A 19658-nucleotide genomic window follows, 5' to 3' on the forward strand; every position below is an offset into this window, starting at 1 on the left:
TGTAAGCCCCTTGACCATTTGGTTGATCTGTCTGGTGGTTCGCAAAACTTCGCTGTTCGGTAATTGCCTGCCTGCTACCGAAAACAGGTCGTCAGCGCTCGTCCGTCGAATCCGACGGGGTCGTGCATCGGTTGTGTAGTGTTATCGAAGGGCTGCTACGCAAATGCGCTACAACGATGAGAAACAGCGAAGAATCTTCAGGTCAGTGTCGACTTTCGACAGTCGAGCCCATGCGTCATGAGGATTGATCGCCAGCGTTTCTCGTCCTTGTTACCGGACGGTCTTGCCAGGTCAGCACCTTCAATCTGCCTTGTGGGCAGTCCCTTATCGAAAAAAACAGCTCGGCGGTCAGACGAGCTTGCTCAAACATTTACCGTACTCCCGATCGGGGAGACGTCTGCATCATGCAAGGGCAAATCGGAGGCGTCAACGGTTTTGTAGTGATTATTTTTGGTCACTACATATTGTCGGACAAAATGGTTTGGGTATGAAAAACCGGCTGCGATTGGTTTGCCGTGGCGAGGGAGCTTGCTCCCGCTGGGGCGCGAAGCGGCCCCCAAAAAGGCGCATGCGTTGTGTCAGGCATATCGTGTGAGGTTACTTGGGGCTGCTTCGCAGCCCAGCGGGAGCAAGCTCCCTCGCCACGAAGGGACTCAGTGGGTTCAGGTGGCCTTGGCCTTGCCCGCTTTGCGCGGTGCGCCGTCGGCCTTGCGCTTGGCTGGTTTGCGTTTTTTCTTCCACGGCGCCGCGCCACGTCCGGCGGGGCTGGCCGGGCCGTTGATGGTCAGGCTCATGCCTTGGCAGCGTGCGACGTGCTTGCTCATCCAGGCGGCTTGTCGCGTGACGAATTCTTCCAGGCTCATCTCGCCGCTCTGCACCATGTCCAGGGCCTGTTCCCAAATGGCGGTGGTGCCGGGGTCGGCGATCGCCCGAGGCACCGCGTCGATCAGGCTGAACGCCGCTGGAGTGGCGGACAGGGCCTTGCCGTTTTTCACCAGGTAACCACGATCGAGCAGACCCTGGATGATCGAGGCTCGGGTTGCTTCGGTGCCGATGCCGGTGGTGTCCTTGAGCTTCTGCTTGAGCAGCGGGTCCTCCACCAGCTTGGCGACATTTTTCATCGCCTTGATCAGGTCGCCCTCGGTAAACGGCTTGGGCGGCTGGGTCCACAGGTCCTTGGGGATCACCTCGTCTACATTGCAATCGCGGCCTTCGGCAAGCGGCGGCAGGGTTTGTGGCGCGGGGGCTTCGCGGCCGCGTGTGGGTGCCAGTGCTTCGGGCAGGGCGCGTTTCCAGCCGGGTTCGATGATCTGCTTGCCGACGGCCCGCAGGGCCTGGCCGGCACAATCGAAGTCGGCCTGGGTCCGGTCGTATTCATGGTTGGGCAGGAATTGCGCCAGGTAGCGCGCGCGAATCAGCGTATAGACGGCCCGTTGCTTGCCGGCGAGCTTGTCGAGGTTCTTCGCCGCGGCCGTGGGAATGATGCCGTGGTGCGCGCTGACCTTGGCGTCGTTCCAGGCGCGGGATTTGCGTTGCGGTTGCAGGTGCTCGCGCAGCGGCGCAAGGCCCGGGTCGGCCTGGGCGAGGGCGGCGAGAATGGCGGGTGCTTCGCCGTGCTGGCTCAAGGGCAGGAAACCGCAATCGCTGCGCGGATAGGTGATGAGCTTGTAGGTTTCGTAGAGCGACTGGGCAATGTCCAGGGTTTCCTGGGCGCCAAGGCCGAGCTTCTTCGAGCAGACCTCCTGCAGCGTGCCCAGGTCGAACGGCAGCGGCGCGGCCTCACGCAGCCGTTCGGTGCGGACCTTGATCACCCTGGCGGTAGCGGCATTACCCATGGCTTGTGCCGCATCGCGGGCGAGGGCCTGGTTCAGGCAGCGCTCCTGGTCGTCGCAGGCATCCGGATCGGCGCGCCACTGGGCGGTGAAGGCCGTGCCGGCGTGGCTCAGTCGCACGTCGACGGCCCAGTAGGCGACCGGGACGAAATCGGCAATGCTACGGTCGCGGTCTACCACCAGCCGCAAAGTCGGTGTCTGCACGCGGCCTACCGGAAGCACGCCCTGATAGCCGGACTGACGCCCAAGGAGCGTGAACAGGCGACTCATGTTCATGCCGATCAGCCAGTCGGCCCGAGAGCGGCCCAGGGCCGAGTGGTAGAGGTTGAAGGTTTCCGCTCCGGGCTTGAGGGCGGCCAGGGCCTTGCGGATCGATGCTTCGTCCAGCGCCGACAGCCACAGGCGCTGGATGGGCCCGCGATAGCGGCAATGCTCGACCAGCTCGCGGGCGATCATTTCGCCCTCGCGGTCGGCGTCGGTAGCGATGACCAGTTCCGTTGCTTCGCCCAGTAGGCGCTTGACCGCTTTGTACTGGCTGGCGGTCTTCGGTTTGACGGTCATCTTCCATTGCGCCGGCACGATGGGCAGGTCGGCCAGCACCCAGCGCTTGTAGCGGGCATCGTAGGCGTCGGGCGGGGCCGTCTCCAGGAGGTGACCGATGCACCAGGTGACCGTGACGTTTGCGCCCAGCCAGCAGCCGTCGCCGCGTCGCGTGGCGCCCAGTACCGCGGCGATATCCTTGGCCTGGGACGGTTTTTCACACAGGTACAGCCGCATAACGCCTCTTCCTAAGCAGGTTTCATGGGGCGCTAGCATGGTCAGGGATCGGCGTCGCGGCAAGCTTTATCTGTATGGATATACAGATAAAACGTCGCGCTGCGTTGCAACGGGCCGTTTGGCGCAACGCCCGGCGGTTGTCTGCACAAGCAGAATGAATTTCTCGCAAGGGCGTCGCTCATAACTTGCAGAGCGGCTGAAACCGCAAAGCAAGCTAATGGAATCAAGGAGAGTCACTTTCATGAATTCGATGCCGAAGGGCAACGGACAGGCGACCACACGTTTGATTCTCGTCGTTGAGGATGATCCGACCATCCTGGAGTTTCTGTGCGAAATCCTGGAAGAGGAAGGGTTTGTCGTCGAGCCTCGGGAAAGCGCAGATTCGGCGCTGACGTTCCTGGAGGAGAGCGCCGACTATGTGGACCTGCTGCTGACCGATATCACCATGCCCGGGGCGATGGACGGAGCGGACCTGGCCAACCTGACCGGGGACCGCTGGCCGCAGATACCGCTGCTGATCATGTCGGGCTTCGAGACGCCGGAAAGCGCGGGGATCAAGCACCAGGCCTCGTTCATCGCCAAGCCGTGGGCGCTGGGACAGATGCTCGATCTGGTGGAGAGCACTGTTAAAAGCCATTCGGTTCACTGATCAGGCTGAAGCCACGGCAGGGTTTTTCGCTCACATCCGGTTGCAATACGGTGGTCGCTACGATGACAATGCGAGTCATTATCAGTCGCGAATTATTCCATTGTCATGTCCGCCCACGATCTGTCCCTACGCAGCGCTGTCAACGATCTGTATTGCGACCATCATGGTTGGCTTCAGGGGTGGCTGCGCAAGCGCCTCGGCAATACCTTCGATGCGGCGGACCTAGCCCAGGATACCTTCGTTCGGGTGATCAAGGCGCGCTCGGCACTGGATATCCGCGAGCCGCGGCCCTATCTGTCGATGATCGCCAAAGGGCTGCTGATCGATCTCTTTCGCCGCCGTTCCCTTGAGCAGTCGTACCTCGAAGCGCTGGCCGCGATGCCTGAAGCGCAGCAGCCATCGCTGGAAGAGCAGGCGATCCTGTTCCAGGCCCTGATGGAAATCGATCGGCTGCTGCAAGGCCTGGGACCCAAGGTCAAGCAGGCGTTCATCCTCTCGCAGTTCAACGGCCTGACCTACCCGCAGATCGCCGAGCGCCTCGGCGTTAGCGTACGGACGGTCAACAACCACATGGCCAAAGCCATGGAACACTGCTGTCTGATGCACATCCAGTTGCAGCCCGAATGAACGTGTCGCCCGAGCAATTGCAGGCCATCCGTGTCGCGGCGCAATGGTATGCCCGGCTTCACTCCGGCACCACAACTGACGCGGAGCACGAAGGGTGGCGGGCCTGGCTGGCCGCGGATCCGCTGAACGAGCAGGCCTGGCAACGCATGGCGGCGGTGTCGGAACAGATGGCCAGCGTGCCGGGCGCATTGGCTGCGCCAACCTTGAGTGCCCACCCTGGCCGACCTCGTCGAGAGGTGCTGCGCAGCGCCTTGCTGCTGACCTCCGCCGGCTGCCTGGGATGGCTGGGCTGGCGCAGCGAGACCGCGCAGAACCTGCTCTGCGATTACCGGACCGGCGTAGGCGAGCGGCGTGAGTTCCAGTTGGTGGACGGCAGCACGCTGCTGCTCAACACCGACACCTCGGTAAACGTCCGTTTCGATGGCCGCCAGCGGACATTGACGCTGTTGTGGGGCGAAATTCTCGTAACGACCGGGGTCGATCCCTTGCAGCGGCCATTCAAGGTCGTCACTGGCCAAGTCGAAGTGCTGGCCCTGGGGACGCAATTCATCGTCCGCGCTCAGGACGACGGCGGTGAGGTGGCGGTGCTGGAGAAGGCCGTGCAAGTCAGTTTGCGCAGCGGCGGGCCAGCCCAGCGGGTCGACGCGGGTGATCGCCTGGGCTTCACCGGTCGGTCGCTGGGTGCGTTGCGCGCCAATGATGTATCGGTGGGTGCCTGGCAACAGGGCAGCATCATCGCCATCGACCGCCCGCTGTCGGCCTTGCTGGTGGAGCTTTCCCGCTATCGCACGGGAATATTGCGCTGCGACCCGGTCATCGGCGACTTGAAAGTCTCCGGCGTTTTTCCCATCGACAATACCGATCTTGCCCTGGCGGCACTCGAAACCGGTTTCTCGTTGCGCGTGACTCGCTACAGCCGGTTCTGGGTCCAGGTGTCGCGTGCCTGACAAGGCCGACGCGCTCACGTTGGTCCGGTTGAAATGTTTTTGCACTTTTCCTCGGCATCGTTCGGCTCATCCCTCAGTGAGTTTTCTTGACTGTTTGGGGGGAGGGGACACATGTCTCGCGTGAACACGCCAGGTCGTCTGGCAATCGCAATGAAAATCGGTTTTTTGGCCGCCACGTCTTTCGGCGCCTGTGCGGCGTACGCCAGTCCGGTTGCGCAAGCTTCGGTGCCACAACACTCGGCGCAGGCCTACGATATCGGCGCTGGCACCCTGGTGGATGTGCTGACGCGTTTCTCCAGCCTCGCCGGCGTCGCGATTTCGTTCGATGCCGCACAACTGCAGGGGCTGCGATCGCCAGGCTTGAAAGGCTCCTTTGGCGTGGCCGAAGGTTTCGCGCGCATCCTCGGCAGTAGCGGCCTGCAAGCCGAACCCCAGGCCAACGGGACCTACCGGCTGCGTACCGCACCTGCGCCCGGCTCGGCGCTGGAGCTCGGCACCACGACCATCGACGGCCAACTGCTCACGGCAACCACCGAAAACAGCGGGTCCTATACCACTGGGGCGGTGACCATCGGCAAAGGCGAGCATTCGCTGCGCGAAACGCCGCAGTCGGTGACGGTGATCACTCGCAAGATGCTCGACGATCAGAATCTCAACACCATCGAGCAGGTGATGGAAAAGACCCCGGGTATCACCGTCTACGACTCGACCATGGGCGGCAAGTATTTCTATTCCCGCGGGTTCCGGATGTCCGGCCAATACCAGTACGACGGCGTGCCGCTGGACATGGGCAACAGCTATGTCCAGGCCGACAGCTTCAGCAGTGACATGGCCTATTACGACCGGGTCGAAGTCCTGCGCGGCGCTGCCGGCATGATGAAGGGATCCGGCGGTACGTCCGGTGGCGTCAATTTCGTCCGCAAGCGCGGCCAGGCTACGGCGCAGACTGAACTCAGCCTCTCGGGCGGCACCTGGGACAATTATCGCGGGCAGGTCGATACCGGTGGCCCGTTGAACGAGGCCGGCACCGTGCGGGGCAGGGCGGTGATCGCCGAGCAGAGCCGGCACTACTTCTACGACGATGCCCGGCGTACGGATCAGGTTTATTACGGCGCCCTGGATATGGACCTTGCACCCGACACCACGCTCGGCCTGGGCGTGGCGTACGAGGATGTCGACGCGAGCCCTTGCTGGGGCGGGCTGCCACGCTACCGCGATGGCCGCGACCTGAAACTCAGCCGTTCCACCTGCCTGGACCCTTCGTGGAACACTTGGCGCAGCCAGCGGACCACGGTCTTCGGCGACCTGCGGCATCAGCTCAACGATGACTGGGCCGTGAAAGTCGCAGGCGTCTACACAAAAAACACCCAAGACACCAAATACGCGTTTGCATCGGGTGCGGTGACGCCGGGGGGCTCTACCACCAATCTGTTGGGCAGCCTGTATGACTACGATCAGGTCGACTACGGCCTCGACGCCTACCTGGACGGCAAGTTCGACGCCTTCGGCCAGCAACATGAATTGATCTTCGGAGTCAACGCCAGTCGTTCGGACAAGGATGATTTCTATTCGGTCGCCTTGTTGCCGCAGAAGCAGAACGTCTTCGACCCGGATCGGCACATCCCGGAGCCGGACGACAGCTACTTCATTGATAACTCGACCCGCGGCGGGCCGGTCAAGACCCTCACCGAACAGCAAGGCGTGTATTCCACGTTGCGCCTGAAACTGGCGGATCCGTTGACCTTCGTTGTCGGCGGTCGGGTGAGTTGGTACAGCTCCAAGAGCGACTCGGTATTTCTCACCGGCGGTACGGAACACGCCAGGAGCAGCGAGACCGGCCAGGTCACGCCATTTGCCGGCGTGTTGCTCGATCTCAACGAACACCTGACCGCCTACGCCAGTTATTCGGATATCTTCACGCCCCAAGGCAACTACCGCTCGCAAAGCGGCTCGGCGCTCAAGCCGCTGGTGGGCGAAAGTTATGAACTGGGGATCAAGGGTGAGTGGTTCGAAGGGCGCCTGAACACGGCGTTCAACCTGTTCCGCACCGTGCAGAAGGATCAGGCTCAGACGGATTACAACTCCACCTGCGCCTCATCGGACGGCTACTGCTACGAGAACGCTGGCAAGGTCCGCGCCCAGGGCTTCGAGGCCGAGATCAGCGGCGAAGTCATCGAGCGCCTGCAACTGCTCGCCGGATATACCTACACCCAGACCAAGACCCTGGACGACATCGACAGCAGCCTCAATGGCGGTTCGTTCAACAGCTATGTGCCGCGCCACGTGCTGCGCCTTTGGGGCGATTACGCCCTCGGTGGCGCCTTCGAGCGGTTCAGCGTCGGCGCCGGGGTCAATGCGCAGAGCGATAATTTCCGCGTATCGCCGCTTAGCGGTGAAAAGATCACCCAGGCCGGCTATGCGGTGTGGAACGGTCGGATCGGCTACCGCATCGATGACACCTGGTCGGTGGCGCTCAACGGCAACAACCTGTTGGACAAGCGCTACTACACCACCATCGGCACCGAAAGCTTCGGTAACTATTACGGTGAGCCGCGCAATTTCACCGCGACGGTGAAGGCGCGCTTCTGAGTGCCGTGGCGAGGGGGCCTGCCCCTCGCCACGGGCGGTTTTCAGTTGGTATCCAGATCGACGTTGCGGGTTTCCCGCAGGCAGATCATCCCCACCACCAGGCTCACGCCGGTGATCACCACCGGGTACCACAGGCCGTAGAAAATATCCCCGGTGTAGACCACCAGGGCGAACGACACGGTTGGCAGGAAACCGCCGAACCAGCCGTTGCCGATGTGATACGGAAGGGACATCGACGTATAGCGAATGCGGGTCGGGAACAGTTCGACCATCAGCGCCGCCAGCGGGCCGTAGCACATCGCCGAAATGATGATCAGCGCCACGATCAGGGCGACGATCATCGGCCGGTTGATCTGCTGGGCGTCGGCTTGTTGCGGGTAGCCCGCCAGGGTTACCGCGCCGCGCAGGGCGGCTTCGTCGTAGCCTTCAAGTTTCACGTCGCCGACGCTGACCTGCACGGTGCTGCCGGCCGGTGCCGCGACGCTGGTGTAGGGCAGGCCTTGCTTGACCAGGAAGGTCTTGACCTTGTCGCAAGGGCTGTCGAAACGCGCCTTGCCCACCGGGTCGAACTGGAAGGTGCAGGTGGCCGGGTCGGCGACGACGGTAATCGGCGCCTGGCGGCTCGCCAGGTCGATGGCCGGGTTGGCGTAATGAGCGAGCGTCTTGAAGATCGGAAAGTACAACGCCGTCGCCAGCAGCAGGCCGATCATCAGCACCGGTTTGCGCCCGACCTTGTCCGACAGCCAGCCAAAGAAGATGAAGAACGGCGCGCCGATCACGACGCTGACAATCAACAGGCTATTGGCAAGGGCCGGGTCCATCTTGAGAAACTGGGTGAGGAAGAACAGCACGTAGAATTGCGCGGCGTAGAAGGTCACCGCTTGCCCGGCATTGATGCTGAACAGGGCGATCAGCACCACCTTCAGGTTTTCCCACTTGCCGAAGGACTCGCGGATTGGCGCCTTGCAGCACTTGCCTTCTTCTTTCATCTTCAGGAACGCCGGCGACTCGTGCAGGCTCAGGCGGATCCAGGTGGAGATGCCCAGCAGCAGGATCGACAGCAGGAACGGAATGCGCCAGCCCCAGACTTCGAACTTGTCACCGGTGAAGTAACGGCAACCGAGCACCACCAGCAGCGAGAGCAACAGGCCCAGCGTCGCGGTGGACTGAATCCAGCTGGTATGAAAGCCGCGCTTGCCCATCGGTGCATGCTCGGCCACATAGGTCGCCGCGCCACCGTATTCACCGCCCAGGGCCAGGCCCTGGAGCATGCGCAATACCACCAGGATGATCGGCGCGGCGATGCCGATGCTCGCATAGTTGGGCAGCAGGCCGACGCAGAAGGTCGCCAGGCCCATGAGCACGATGGTTGCCAGGAACGTGTACTTGCGCCCGATCATGTCCCCCAGCCGACCAAACACCAGCGCCCCGAAGGGCCGCACGATGAAACCGGCGGCGAAAGCCATCAGGGCGAAAATGAACGCCGTGGTGTCGTTCACCCCGGCGAAGAATTGCTTGCTGATCACCGCCGCGAGGGCGCCGTAGAGGAAAAAGTCGTACCACTCGAACACCGTCCCCAGGGACGAGGCGAAGATTACTTTCTGGGTTTCCTGGCTGGTGCCTGCGCTGCGCGTGGCTTCCAGGGGCTGAACATGTTCAGACATAGCGGTATCCCTCACAGTGATTGTTTTTGTTGTTCCACTGTCGACGCCGGGTTGGGGCGTCTCCTGATTTGACACACTTCCTTGGCCTACTCATTTCCCCTGTGGGAGCGAGCTTGCTCGCGATGGCGGTCTGTCTGTCACCGATGTGGTGAATGTTCCGCCGCTATCGCGAGCAAGCTCGCTCCCATATGGAACTCGGCGATTTCAGACCGTGGCGGGCTCCTTCTGCAGCGTAGCGCCCACGGTGGCCGGCTCAAGCATCATCCGCGCGGCCTTCTCGGCGATCATCAGCGTCGGCGAGCAGGTGTTGCCCGAGGTGATGCGCGGCATGATCGAGGCGTCGGCGATGCGCAGGCCCTTGATGCCGTGGACGCGCAGTTGCGCATCCACCACCGCCTCGCCGTCCTGGCCCATGCGACAGGTGCCCACCGGATGAAAAATCGTCGTGCCGATGCGGGCGGCGGCCTGATGCAGTTCTTCCTCGGTCTGCAGGCTCGGGCCTGGCAGATATTCCACCGGTTTGAAAGCACTCAGGGCCGGCGCGGCGACAATTCTGCGGGTCAGGCGGATGGCGTCGGCGGCGACCCGCAGGTCCTCGGGATGGCTCAGGTAATTGGGTTGGATCGACGGCGCCTCATGAGGATCGGCCGAGCGGATGTCCACGCGACCACGGCTCATCGGGCGCAGGTCACACACCGACGCGGTGAACGCCGGGAAGCTGTGCAGCGGTTCGCCGAAACGTTCCAGGGACAACGGTTGTACGTGGTATTCGAGGTTGGCCGAGGCCTGTTCCGGCCCCGAGCGGGCAAACGCGCCGAGTTGGCTGGGGGCCATGGACAGCGGGCCACTGCGGTCGTACAGATAACGCAGGCCCATGCCCATCTTGCCCCACAGGGTGCCGGCGATCTGGTTCAGGGTGCGGGCGTTTTCCAGCTGGTAGATCAGCCGCAGTTGCAAGTGGTCCTGCAAGTTGCCACCGACGCCGGGCAGTTCATGCAGCACGCCGATGCCCAGACGCTGCAACAGGTTGCGCGGGCCGATCCCGGAGCGCTGCAAGATGCCCGGCGAGCCGACGGCGCCGGCGCACAGGACGATTTCCTTGCGCGCCCTGAAGCTCATGTTCTTGCCCTGCCAGCGGGCGCTGACGGCGTCGGCGCGGTTGTCACGCAGCAACACCCGATTAACCTCGACGTCGGTCAGCACCGTCAGGTTGGGGCGGTTGCCAATCGGTTTGAGGAAGGCCTTGGCTGCGTTCCAGCGCACCCCGGCTTTCTGGTTGACCTGGAAGTAGCCGCAACCTTCATTGTCGCCACCGTTGAAATCCTCGACGCTGGGGATGCCGCTCTGTTCGGCGGCGGTGCGGAAGGCATCGAGAATCGACCATGACAGGCGCTGGCGTTCGACTCGCCATTCCCCGGCTGCGCCGTGAAGCTCGGAATCCCCCGCGAAGTGATTTTCGCTCTGCCGGAACAGCGGCAACACATCCTTCCAGCCCCAGCCGACATTGCCTTCGGCGGCCCAGCCGTCGTAGTCCGCCGCCTGGCCACGCATGTAGATCATGCCGTTGATGGACGAACAGCCGCCCAACACCTTGCCGCGCGGATAACTCAAGGCGCGCCCTTGCAGGCCGGGTTGCGCTTCGGTCTTGAAGCACCAGTCGGTGCGTGGGTTACCGATGCAGAACAGGTAGCCGACCGGGATGTGGATCCACGGATAATTGTCCCGCCCGCCGGCTTCGAGCAACAGCACCCGGTGTTGCGGATTGGCCGAAAGCCGGTTCGCCAGCAGGCAGCCGGCAGGGCCGGCGCCCACGATTACGTAATCGTATTCATCGACGACAGGTTGCATTCGCGACCTCATTTTTTGTTCTTGTGGGACTCATCCTAGTTGTTAGTTTTCGTCAAAAGAATGTTAGTTTTTGCGCAGCGGCTGTGCGTTTATGAACAGTCATGACTTCAGGCGATTCAAGGATGGCTCATGTTCGACTGGAATGACCTGCGCTACTTCCTCGAACTGCAACGCAGCGGCCGCCTGCTGACGGCCGCGCGACGGCTCAACACCACCCATGCCACGGTGGCGCGTCACATCGAAGCGATCGAGAAAAGCCTCGGCACTGCGTTGTTTGTCCAGCACGCCCAAGGGTATGAATTGACTCCGGCCGGAGAAGCGCTGCTCAAGCATGCCGAGGCCATGGAGAACGTCGCGTTGCTCGCCCAGGAAGACATCACCCAATCCAGCGCGCCGCTGGGCAAGATTCGCCTCGGCGTAACGGAAGGGCTGGGCATCATGTTCCTCGCCAGTCGCATGGACGGCTTGTTCCAGCGCTATCCGGGGCTTGAAGTGGAACTGGTGGCCGTGCCGCGGTTTGTCAGCATCCTCAACCGCGAGGCGGAAATCAGCATTCACCTCGAACGCCCGGCGGCCGACCTGCTGGTGACGCGCAAGCTCACCGACTACAGCCTGGCGCTTTATGCCAGCCGGGCTTACCTGGACCGTTCGCCACCGTTACGCAGTCGCGAGGATCTGGCCCGCCATGCCTGGATCGGCTACGTCGATGACCTACTGTTCAGCCAGGAGCTGATGTTCCTCAACAGCTTTTGCCGAAACCCTCGCGTGGTGTTCCACAGCACCAGCGTCATTGCCCAGCAACAGGCTGCGCGCTCGGGCTTGGGGATCGCCGTGCTGCCGTGCTACATGGCCAGCAGCGATCCGACGCTGGTGCCGCTGCTGCCGGACGAAACCATCCGCCGCAGCTATTGGATCAGCACTCGCCGCGAGCTGCACAAGTCCGTCCGGTTGCGGGTGTTGTGGGATTACGTGGTGCAGTTGTGCGAGCGCGAGCAAGGGCTGCTGTTGCCCTGACCCGGCTCTAAGGTTATGTCCAAACGGTATTTCTCAAGCATCGAGTGCTTTCCCTAAGATCACGTCATAACTCGTTATGACAAGTGACTTGCGACCCATGCCCGACAACCTTCTTTCCCTCAGCAGCGTGCCGCTGCACACCCAACTGCGCGACGTGCTGCGCGCGCGCATTCTTGACGGTGAATACCCGCAAGGCAGCCAGATGCCCTCGGAAAGCGAGCTCGGCGCGCTGTTTCGCGTCAGTCGCATCACCGTGCGCCAGGCCTTGGGCGATCTGCAAAAGGAAGGGCTGATTTTCAAGATCCACGGCAAAGGCACGTTCGTCGCCAAGCCCAAGACCTTCCAGAACGTCAGCACACTGCAGGGCCTGGCCGAGTCCATGACCGGTCGCGGCTACGAGGTGATCAACCGCCTGCGCAGTTTCAAGTTCATCCCGGCGGACAAGTCGGTGGCCGAGCGACTGAAACTGGCGGAAGGCGACGTGGTTACGCAGATCAAGCGGGTGCGGCTGATCAACCGCGAGCCGGTTTCCCTGGAAATCACCTACCTGCCCAAGGCCCTCGGCGAGCGCCTGGAAAAAGCCGACCTGGTGACCCGCGACATCTTCCTGATCCTCGAAAACGATTGTGGCCTGGCCCTCGGTCACGCCGACCTTGCCATCGATGCGGTGCTGGCCGACAGCGACTTGTGCCAGGCACTCGACGTCGAGCCCGGCTCGCCGGTCATGCGCATCGAACGGCTGACCCATGACGCCGGCGGCGAGCCGCTGGACTTCGAATACCTCTACTACCGTGGCGATGCCTTCCAGTATCGCTTGCGGATCGACCGGCAAAAAGGGACGCAGGCATGACCCAGAGCTCCAGGAATATCCTCGAACAGGAATATGACATCGTCGTCATCGGCGGCGGCACCGCCGGCCCCATGGCGGCGATCAAGGCCAAGGAGCGCAACCGCGACCTGCGCGTGTTGCTGGTCGACAAGGCCAATGTCAAGCGCAGCGGCGCCATCAGCATGGGCATGGACGGGCTCAACAACGCGATTATCCCGGGCCATTCGACGCCCGAGCAGTACACCAAGGAAATCACCATCGCCAACGACGGCATCGTCAACCAGGCGGCGGTGTACGCCTACGCCACCCACAGCTTCGAAACGATCGAGCAGCTGGACCGCTGGGGCGTGAAGTTCGAGAAGGACGAAACCGGCGATTACGCGGTGAAAAAGGTTCACCACATGGGCGCTTATGTGCTGCCGATGCCGGAAGGTCACGACATCAAGAAAGTCCTCTATCGCCAGTTGAAACGGGCGCGAGTCAGCATCACCAACCGGCTGGTCTGCACCCGGTTGCTGACCGACGGGGAGGGCGCGGTGAACGGTGTGATGGGTTTTGACTGCCGCACCGCCGACTTCCATGTGATCAAGGCCAAGGCCGTCATCCTCTGCTGCGGCGCGGCGGGGCGCCTGGGGTTGCCGGCCTCCGGCTACCTGATGGGCACCTATGAGAACCCGACCAATGCCGGCGACGGTTATGCGATGGCCTATCACGCCGGGGCCGAGCTGGCGAACCTGGAGTGCTTCCAGATCAACCCGTTGATCAAGGATTACAACGGCCCGGCGTGCGCCTACGTCACCGGCCCGCTGGGCGGCTACACCGCCAACAACAAGGGCGAGCGCTTTATCGAATGCGACTACTGGAGCGGGCAGATGATGTGGGAGTTCCACCAGGAGCTCGAAGGCGGCAACGGTCCGGTGTTCCTCAAGCTCGATCACCTGGCCGAGGAAACCATCCAGAACATCGAGGAAATCCTGCACAGCAACGAGCGCCCCAGTCGCGGGCAGTTCCACGCCAACCGGGGCACCGATTACCGCACGCAGATGGTGGAGATGCACATTTCCGAGATCGGCTTCTGCAGCGGTCATTCGGCCTCTGGAGTGTGGGTCAACGAGCGGGCCGAGACCTCGGTCAAGGGTTTGTACTCGGCGGGCGACATGGCGGCAGTGCCGCACAACTACATGCTCGGCGCGTTCACCTACGGCTGGTTTGCCGGCCAGAACGCGGCGGACTTTATCGCTGGCAAGGACTTTTCGGCACTGGATACTCAGCAGATCGAGCAGGAAAAAAACCGCGTCTACGCGCCGCTCGACCGTGCGCATGGCCTGCCGCCGGCCCAGGTGGAATACAAGCTGCGCCGCTTCGTCAACGATTACCTGCAACCGCCGAAGGTCAGCAAAAAAATGCAGATCGGCCTGCAACGCTTCAGCGATATTCAGCGCGACCTTGATCAGCTCAAGGCCCACAACGCCCACGAACTGATGCGCGCCATGGAAGTCAGCGTGATCCGCGATTGCGCCGAGATGGCCGCCCGCGCATCGCTGTTTCGCGCCGAAAGCCGTTGGGGGTTGTACCACTACCGGGTCGATCATCCGCAACGCAACGACAGCGACTGGTTCTGCCATTGCCATTTGAAGAAAGGCGAGGACGGCGCGATGACCTCGTTCAAGAAAGCCGTCGAGCCCTACATCATCGCCCTCGATGCCGACGAACTGCAGGCCTACGACCGGCTTCGGCTCGGTGCCGACGCGGCGTGAGCCCTATACCCAGAGAGAACTCCCATGGCCTATCAACCCCAGGAAATCTTCTTCCGCTCCAATGCCCCCGTCACCGTGGACGAGGACAAATGCATCGCCCACAAGGGCTGCACGGTCTGCGTTGATGTCTGCCCGATGGACCTGTTGGCGATCAACCCGGCCACCCAGAAGGCCTACATGGCGTTCGATGAATGCTGGTATTGCATGCCCTGTGAAAAGGACTGCCCGACGGGGGCGGTGAAAGTGGAGATTCCTTATTTGCTGCGGTGACTGAATAGACGCCTTCGCGAGCAGGCTCGCTCCCACAGTTTTTCAGCGGCGACTCGGTCCGATGTGGGAGCGAGCCTGCTCGCGAAGAGGCCACCGCAGCCCCCAAAAAAAGCCATCCGGCCACTCCGGACGCTAAAACCAGAATACCCCTCGTTTCCCACCGCGCCCTGATCGTGGCGGAGACGAACATCCAATCAATGAATCGAGGGGATACACCCATGTTATTGCGTGCAGCGCTGGCCGGTCTGGTACTGGCTTCATTGACCTTGCCTGCCCAGGCAGAAACCATCCGCATTGCCATCGGCACCCAGGACACCACCATCAACTGCGCCGCCGGCGGGTTGTTGATCCGCGAGCTCGGCCTGCTGGATAAATACCTGCCCCACGACGGCGCGTACAAGGACGCCGAGTACGACATCCAGTGGAAAAACTTCACCAGCGGCGCGCCGCTGACCAACGAGATGGTCGCCGGCAAACTCGACTTCGGCGCCATGGCCGACTTCCCCGGGGCGTTCAACGGCGTGGCGTTCGAGACGGCCGGCAAGCACAGCCTGTTCATCAGCGTGTTGTCGGGCAGCACCCAGGGCAGCGGCAACGGCATTGTCGTGCCCAGCGCTTCGGGCGTGCAGTCCCTCGCCGAGCTCAAGGGCAAGACGATTTCCGTACCGTTTGCTTCCACCGCCCATGGCATGTTGCTGCGAGCCGTTGCGGCCCAGGGCTGGGATCCACTCAAGGATGTGAACATCATCGCCCAGCCGCCGGAGGTCGCCGGCTCGGCGCTGCAGGCCGGCAAAATCGACGCCCACGCCGATTTTGTACCGTTCGCCGAACTGTTCCCCAACCGCGGTTTCGCCCGCAAGATCTACGACGGTGCCCAGGCCAGGACGCCGACTTTCCACGGCGCGCTGGTGGACCAGGCCTATGCCAGAAAGTACCCGGAAATCGTCGTCGCTTATTTGCGCGCCACCATCGAGGCCAGTCAGTTGCTGGCCGCCGAGCCTGAGAAATACAGCGAGCTGATCGCCAAGGTCACCGGGGTGGATGCCGAGGTCAATTACCTGTTCCACGGGCCGCTGGGCGTACAGACCCGCGACCTGACCTGGAAACCCGAATACCGGCAAGCCGTCGGCACCGCGATCGACACCCTCAAATTGCTGAAGAAGGCTGATCGCGGCCTTGACCTCAACACTTTCATCGACGATCAGTACATCCGCGCCGCGTTCAAGGCGTCGAACCTCGATTACGCCGCGCAACTGGGCAACTACGCCCAGACGCCCCTTGGCAACCCCGATGCCTTGACCGGCCAGCCCATTACCGATCCCCGCCATGTGGCGCAGATCTGGGTACGCGGCGAGCCGACAGTGCGTCATTACGCCTCGGCGCAATCGGCCTTCACCGCGCTGGCGAATCTCAAACAGGAAGGCAAGGGCATCCGCGCCGTCTACGCCCAGGCCAGCGACAGCGGGATCAAGCTGCTGGCCGAGCAGGCGTGGTTCGCCAGCGATGCCAAGGGCCAACTCAGCGCGTTCCTGTTGAAAGGGCAGGCTGAGCAATTTGCCACGGCCGAGGGCGGCAAGGTCCTGGATTTTACCGAAGCCACCACCCAGGCAGTCGCCGCCCGATAAACCTGACACCGACCCCTGTGGGAGCGAGCTTGCTCGCGATGGCGTCAGGTCAGTTGAAGTTGAAGTGCCTGATATACCGCTATCGCGAGCAAGCTCGCTCCCACAGGGTCCATTGCGGAGGATAGATTTGTGTACCCATCACCCAAACGCTGGCTCCTGCGAGCCGCTTCCTTGCTGCTCTGCCTGTTGTTCTGGCAGCTCGCCGCCAACGGCCACTGGGACCTCGGCCTGGTGACTTTCGCCAACGTTCCGGCCCCGCTGGCAGTGATCGAGGCCGCGCTCGGCCTGGGCGAGTCGGGCAATCTCGTTCGGCACTTGGGCAGCAGCCTGGGCCGGGTCTTTGCCGGGTATGGCGCGGCGTTGCTGGTGGGCGTGGCGCTGGGCCTGGCCATCGGCCGTTCCCGGTGGGCCGAGGACCTGTTGCTGCCACCGCTGGAAGTGCTGCGGCCGATTCCGGCGGTGGCCTGGATCCCGCTGGCGATCCTGATGTTTCCCTCGTCGGAACTGTCGATGGTGTTCATCACCTTCACCGGTGCGCTGTTCCCGATCCTGCTCAACACCGTGCACGGCGTCGAAGGGGTGGACCGGCGCCTGGTCGCATCGGCGAAAAGCCTGGGGGCAGGGCGCCGGGCGATCCTGCTGGAGGTGATCCTGCCGGGCGCCGCGCCGAGCATCATCACCGGCCTCGCTATCGGCATGGGCACGTCCTGGTTCTGCCTGGTGACGGCGGAAATGATCGCCGGCCAGTACGGCATCGGCTACTACACCTGGGCGTCCTACACCGTGCAGAACTACCCCGACATTGTCGTCGGCATGTTGCTGATCGGCGTGCTGGGCATGGGCAGCAGTTTGTTGATCAAGCGCCTGGGCGGGCTGTTCACGCCTTGGCACCGACCCCGAGGAAAAGCCTGATGAGCGCGATGCAAACCCCGAAGGGCGGATCGATATTCGCCAGTTATCCATTGTCCTGGGCCAGGGCGCCCAGGCCTTCGAAGCAGTGCAGGGGCTGGATTGTCAGATCGAGGCGGGCCAGTTCGTCTGCATCCTCGGGCCGTCCGGCTGCGGCAAATCGACGTTGCTCGGCGCGCTCGCCGGGCACCTGCGACCCAGTGCCGGCACGCTGCATGTCGATGCGCTGCCGGTGGCCGGGCCGTCGCCCCAGCGCGGCATGGTGTTCCAGCAGCACACCCTGTTTCCGTGGCGCAGTGTGCGCGACAACGTCGCCTTCGGCCTGAAGATGCGCGGCCAGGGCAAGGCCGAACGACACCGGGCCGCCGATGAAATCCTTGCCCTGGTGGGCCTGGAAGGTTTCGCCGGGCACTGGCCGGACCAATTGTCTGGCGGCATGCAGCAACGGGTGGAGATCGCCTGGGTGCTGGTCAACCGCCCGCGCCTGTTGCTGATGGATGAGCCCTTCGGCGCGCTGGATGCGTTGACCCGGTTGAACATGCAGGAGCTGCTGCTGAACATCTGGACGCGCATCCGCACCACCGTTGTCTTCGTCACCCACGACATCGACGAGGCGTTGTTCCTCGCTGATCGCTTGCTGGTGATGAGCCCGCGCCCGGGCCGGATCATCGAGGACTTGCGCCTGGATTTCCCCCGGCCACGAACCACCGACCTGGTCACCCGTCCTGAATTTTCCCGATTGAAACGCCATTGCCTCGAGCTGCTGCGCCATGAAGACGGCCGGCAATTGCCGCGCCTCAATCCCCTCGGGCTTCCTCCTGAAACCTCCTTGCCGCGATTTGCCCTATGACTTCTCTATTCGAAAACACCGATAACGATGACATTCTTGCCCTGCAACCACGCCTGACGGATGACGACGCCGGGGTGCGCCGCATCGCCCTGATCGAACTGGCTGACCTGGAAGAACCCGAAGGCCTGCTGTGGCTTGTCGACCGTCTGGCCCGGGATCCCAGCGCCGAGGTGCGGGCCGAAGCCGCGCGCTTGCTCGAAGCCTGGGAGGACGCGCCAGTGGTCGCGGCCCTGTGCCAGGCCCTGACCGATACCGCCCCGACCGTGCAGGCCGCGGCTGCCCAGAGCCTGAGCCTGCTCAAGAGCGAGGCGGCGGGGGAGGTGATATTGCCTTGGACCACCCACGCGGATGCCAGCGTGCGCATCGCTGCGTTCCGGGCCTTGCGCGAGTTGCGCCTGGGCGCTGCCGCACCGGCTGCGATCGCGGCCCTGGTCGACGCCGATGCCGGCGTGCGTCGCGAGGCGGTTGGCGTACTGGGCTGGCTCAAGCAGCTTGAGGCGCTGCCGGCCCTGGCCCGGCTCGCCAGCGCCGACCCGGACAGTGAAGTGCGCCGCGCGGCCACCGGCGCCCTGGGCCTGGCTGCGGATGCGCAAGTCTTGCCGGCGCTGCGCCAGGCCCTGCGCGACCCGGCCTGGACGGTGCGTGAAGAGGCCGCCACCACGCTGGGCAAAGTGGGTCACGCCGACGCCGGCCCGGCCCTGATCGATGCCCTGGATGATGATTACTGGCAAGTGCGCCTGCGCGCCACCCGCAGTCTTGGCCGCTTGCGTTATCTCCAGGCGTTGCCGGCACTGATCGAAACCCTGGGCCATCGAATCAGCAATCTGCGCAAGGAAGCGGCGTTGGCGTTGGGCGAGTTGAACGATCCGGGAGCGATCCCCGCCTTGCAGGCAGCCCGGGACGATGGCGACCCTGAAGTGCGCAAGGCCGTGCGCATCGCCTTGGGCCAGTTGCAATGAGTCCGTTTACGATCGGCAATTCCCGGGACAAGGGCCAATTACGGCTGAGTTGGCCCGATGGTCGCGAGCAGCGGCTGGACCATGTCGAGCTACGCAGGCAATGTCCGTGTTCCCAATGCCGAGCGTTTCGCCTGCAAGGGCTGACGGTTCAGGTCGATGCCCGGGTGCGTGTGGTTGAGGTCAATGCCCAGGGGTATGGGGTTCAGCTGGTGTTCAGTGATGGGCACGAGCGGGGGATTTTTCCCTGGGCTTATCTGGCGGGTTTTAGTTGAATCCAACTGTTCGCAGATTCTTTGTAGGAGATTCTTTGTGGGAGCGAGCCTGCTCGCGAAGGCGGTCTGATTGGGTACATATCCGTTTTTTCGGTAACGGCCGCTTATGGTTCCGCTCTTACAGCGGGTCACTTTTGGAAGAGCGCCAAAAGTAACCAAAAACGCTTCGCCCCACCACTCGGCACCTCGCTTAGGCTCGGTGTGCCCTCACTCCGGCATTGCTCCGTGGGCCCGCCGCGA

The 19658-nt window shown here is 63.0% G+C and carries 16 protein-coding genes; 13 read left to right on the forward strand and 3 right to left on the reverse strand.

Going from position 1 to position 19658, the window contains the following annotated elements:
- Window positions 1–662: 662 nt before the first annotated feature.
- Window positions 663–2609, reverse strand: coding sequence for a DNA topoisomerase III (locus J3P89_RS09850; protein ID WP_434697404.1), 1947 nt, complete (start codon window positions 2607–2609; stop codon window positions 663–665).
- Window positions 2610–2850: 241 nt separating this feature from the next.
- Between J3P89_RS09850 and J3P89_RS09855 the strand changes: the two genes are divergently transcribed.
- The 4 genes from J3P89_RS09855 to J3P89_RS09870 all read left to right on the forward strand — a co-directional run bounded on the left by J3P89_RS09855 (window position 2851) and on the right by J3P89_RS09870 (window position 7421).
- Entirely contained in the window at window positions 2851–3258 is a 408-nt protein-coding gene (locus J3P89_RS09855; RefSeq protein ID WP_305500247.1) for a response regulator, read from the forward strand.
- A gap of 105 nt (window positions 3259–3363) precedes the next feature.
- Entirely contained in the window at window positions 3364–3885 is a 522-nt protein-coding gene (locus J3P89_RS09860; RefSeq protein WP_434573352.1) for a sigma-70 family RNA polymerase sigma factor, read from the forward strand.
- Entirely contained in the window at window positions 3882–4832 is a 951-nt protein-coding gene (locus J3P89_RS09865) for a FecR domain-containing protein (RefSeq protein ID WP_434697405.1), read from the forward strand. The genes J3P89_RS09860 and J3P89_RS09865 overlap by 4 nt, the downstream gene beginning before the upstream one ends.
- Window positions 4833–4943: 111 nt before the next feature.
- Window positions 4944–7421, forward strand: coding sequence for a TonB-dependent siderophore receptor (locus J3P89_RS09870; RefSeq protein ID WP_434697406.1), 2478 nt, complete (start codon window positions 4944–4946; stop codon window positions 7419–7421).
- A gap of 41 nt (window positions 7422–7462) precedes the next feature.
- Here J3P89_RS09870 and J3P89_RS09875 read toward each other — a convergent pair whose 3' ends face one another.
- The gene (locus J3P89_RS09875) at window positions 7463–9085 is read right to left on the reverse strand and encodes an MFS transporter (RefSeq protein WP_434697407.1); all 1623 of its coding nucleotides are present in this window, start codon (window positions 9083–9085) and stop codon (window positions 7463–7465) included.
- A gap of 204 nt (window positions 9086–9289) precedes the next feature.
- Entirely contained in the window at window positions 9290–10933 is a 1644-nt protein-coding gene (locus J3P89_RS09880) for a GMC family oxidoreductase (protein ID WP_434697408.1), read from the reverse strand.
- A gap of 129 nt (window positions 10934–11062) precedes the next feature.
- Between J3P89_RS09880 and J3P89_RS09885 the strand changes: the two genes are divergently transcribed.
- From J3P89_RS09885 to J3P89_RS09925, 9 genes are all read left to right on the forward strand, one after another.
- Entirely contained in the window at window positions 11063–11947 is an 885-nt protein-coding gene (locus tag J3P89_RS09885) for a LysR family transcriptional regulator (RefSeq protein ID WP_434697409.1), read from the forward strand.
- A 97-nt stretch (window positions 11948–12044) separates the two neighbouring features.
- Window positions 12045–12797: a GntR family transcriptional regulator gene (locus J3P89_RS09890; RefSeq protein WP_434697410.1), complete on the forward strand. Its 753-nt coding sequence runs from the start codon at window positions 12045–12047 to the stop codon at window positions 12795–12797.
- Window positions 12794–14533, forward strand: coding sequence for a fumarate reductase/succinate dehydrogenase flavoprotein subunit (locus tag J3P89_RS09895; protein WP_434601192.1), 1740 nt, complete (start codon window positions 12794–12796; stop codon window positions 14531–14533). The genes J3P89_RS09890 and J3P89_RS09895 overlap by 4 nt, the downstream gene beginning before the upstream one ends.
- A gap of 24 nt (window positions 14534–14557) precedes the next feature.
- Window positions 14558–14803, forward strand: coding sequence for a 4Fe-4S dicluster domain-containing protein (locus tag J3P89_RS09900; protein WP_003180418.1), 246 nt, complete (start codon window positions 14558–14560; stop codon window positions 14801–14803).
- 218 nt (window positions 14804–15021) lie between these two features.
- On the forward strand, window positions 15022–16428 hold the full coding sequence (locus J3P89_RS09905) for an ABC transporter substrate-binding protein (RefSeq protein WP_434697411.1): 1407 nt from the start codon (window positions 15022–15024) through the stop codon (window positions 16426–16428).
- Between the two features lie 129 nt (window positions 16429–16557).
- On the forward strand, window positions 16558–17340 hold the full coding sequence (locus J3P89_RS09910; protein ID WP_434601190.1) for an ABC transporter permease: 783 nt from the start codon (window positions 16558–16560) through the stop codon (window positions 17338–17340).
- A 28-nt stretch (window positions 17341–17368) separates the two neighbouring features.
- Window positions 17369–18187: an ABC transporter ATP-binding protein gene (locus tag J3P89_RS09915; RefSeq protein WP_434697970.1), complete on the forward strand. Its 819-nt coding sequence runs from the start codon at window positions 17369–17371 to the stop codon at window positions 18185–18187.
- Window positions 18184–19146 (forward strand): HEAT repeat domain-containing protein, encoded by a 963-nt coding sequence (locus tag J3P89_RS09920; RefSeq protein WP_434697412.1) that lies wholly within the window; start codon window positions 18184–18186, stop codon window positions 19144–19146. The genes J3P89_RS09915 and J3P89_RS09920 overlap by 4 nt, the downstream gene beginning before the upstream one ends.
- Complete coding sequence (locus J3P89_RS09925; protein ID WP_434697413.1) at window positions 19143–19418, forward strand: DUF971 domain-containing protein; 276 nt, start codon at window positions 19143–19145, stop codon at window positions 19416–19418. The genes J3P89_RS09920 and J3P89_RS09925 overlap by 4 nt, the downstream gene beginning before the upstream one ends.
- Window positions 19419–19658: the final 240 nt, after the last annotated feature.

The organism is Pseudomonas sp. Z1-14, from assembly GCF_051132005.1.
Classification (GTDB): domain Bacteria; phylum Pseudomonadota; class Gammaproteobacteria; order Pseudomonadales; family Pseudomonadaceae; genus Aquipseudomonas.

Bases quoted from the DNA above. Each gene is read 5' to 3' on its own strand.
- J3P89_RS09850 (WP_434697404.1), bottom strand. From the start codon at position 2,609: ATGCGGCTGTACCTGTGTGAAAAACCGTCCCAGGCCAAGGATATCGCC.
- J3P89_RS09855 (WP_305500247.1), top strand. From the start codon at position 2,851: ATGAATTCGATGCCGAAGGGCAACGGACAGGCGACCACACGTTTGATT.
- J3P89_RS09860 (WP_434573352.1), top strand. From the start codon at position 3,364: ATGTCCGCCCACGATCTGTCCCTACGCAGCGCTGTCAACGATCTGTAT.
- J3P89_RS09865 (WP_434697405.1), top strand. From the start codon at position 3,882: ATGAACGTGTCGCCCGAGCAATTGCAGGCCATCCGTGTCGCGGCGCAA.
- J3P89_RS09870 (WP_434697406.1), top strand. From the start codon at position 4,944: ATGTCTCGCGTGAACACGCCAGGTCGTCTGGCAATCGCAATGAAAATC.
- J3P89_RS09875 (WP_434697407.1), bottom strand. From the start codon at position 9,085: ATGTCTGAACATGTTCAGCCCCTGGAAGCCACGCGCAGCGCAGGCACC.
- J3P89_RS09880 (WP_434697408.1), bottom strand. From the start codon at position 10,933: ATGCAACCTGTCGTCGATGAATACGATTACGTAATCGTGGGCGCCGGC.
- J3P89_RS09885 (WP_434697409.1), top strand. From the start codon at position 11,063: ATGTTCGACTGGAATGACCTGCGCTACTTCCTCGAACTGCAACGCAGC.
- J3P89_RS09890 (WP_434697410.1), top strand. From the start codon at position 12,045: ATGCCCGACAACCTTCTTTCCCTCAGCAGCGTGCCGCTGCACACCCAA.
- J3P89_RS09895 (WP_434601192.1), top strand. From the start codon at position 12,794: ATGACCCAGAGCTCCAGGAATATCCTCGAACAGGAATATGACATCGTC.
- J3P89_RS09900 (WP_003180418.1), top strand. From the start codon at position 14,558: ATGGCCTATCAACCCCAGGAAATCTTCTTCCGCTCCAATGCCCCCGTC.
- J3P89_RS09905 (WP_434697411.1), top strand. From the start codon at position 15,022: ATGTTATTGCGTGCAGCGCTGGCCGGTCTGGTACTGGCTTCATTGACC.
- J3P89_RS09920 (WP_434697412.1), top strand. From the start codon at position 18,184: ATGACTTCTCTATTCGAAAACACCGATAACGATGACATTCTTGCCCTG.
- J3P89_RS09925 (WP_434697413.1), top strand. From the start codon at position 19,143: ATGAGTCCGTTTACGATCGGCAATTCCCGGGACAAGGGCCAATTACGG.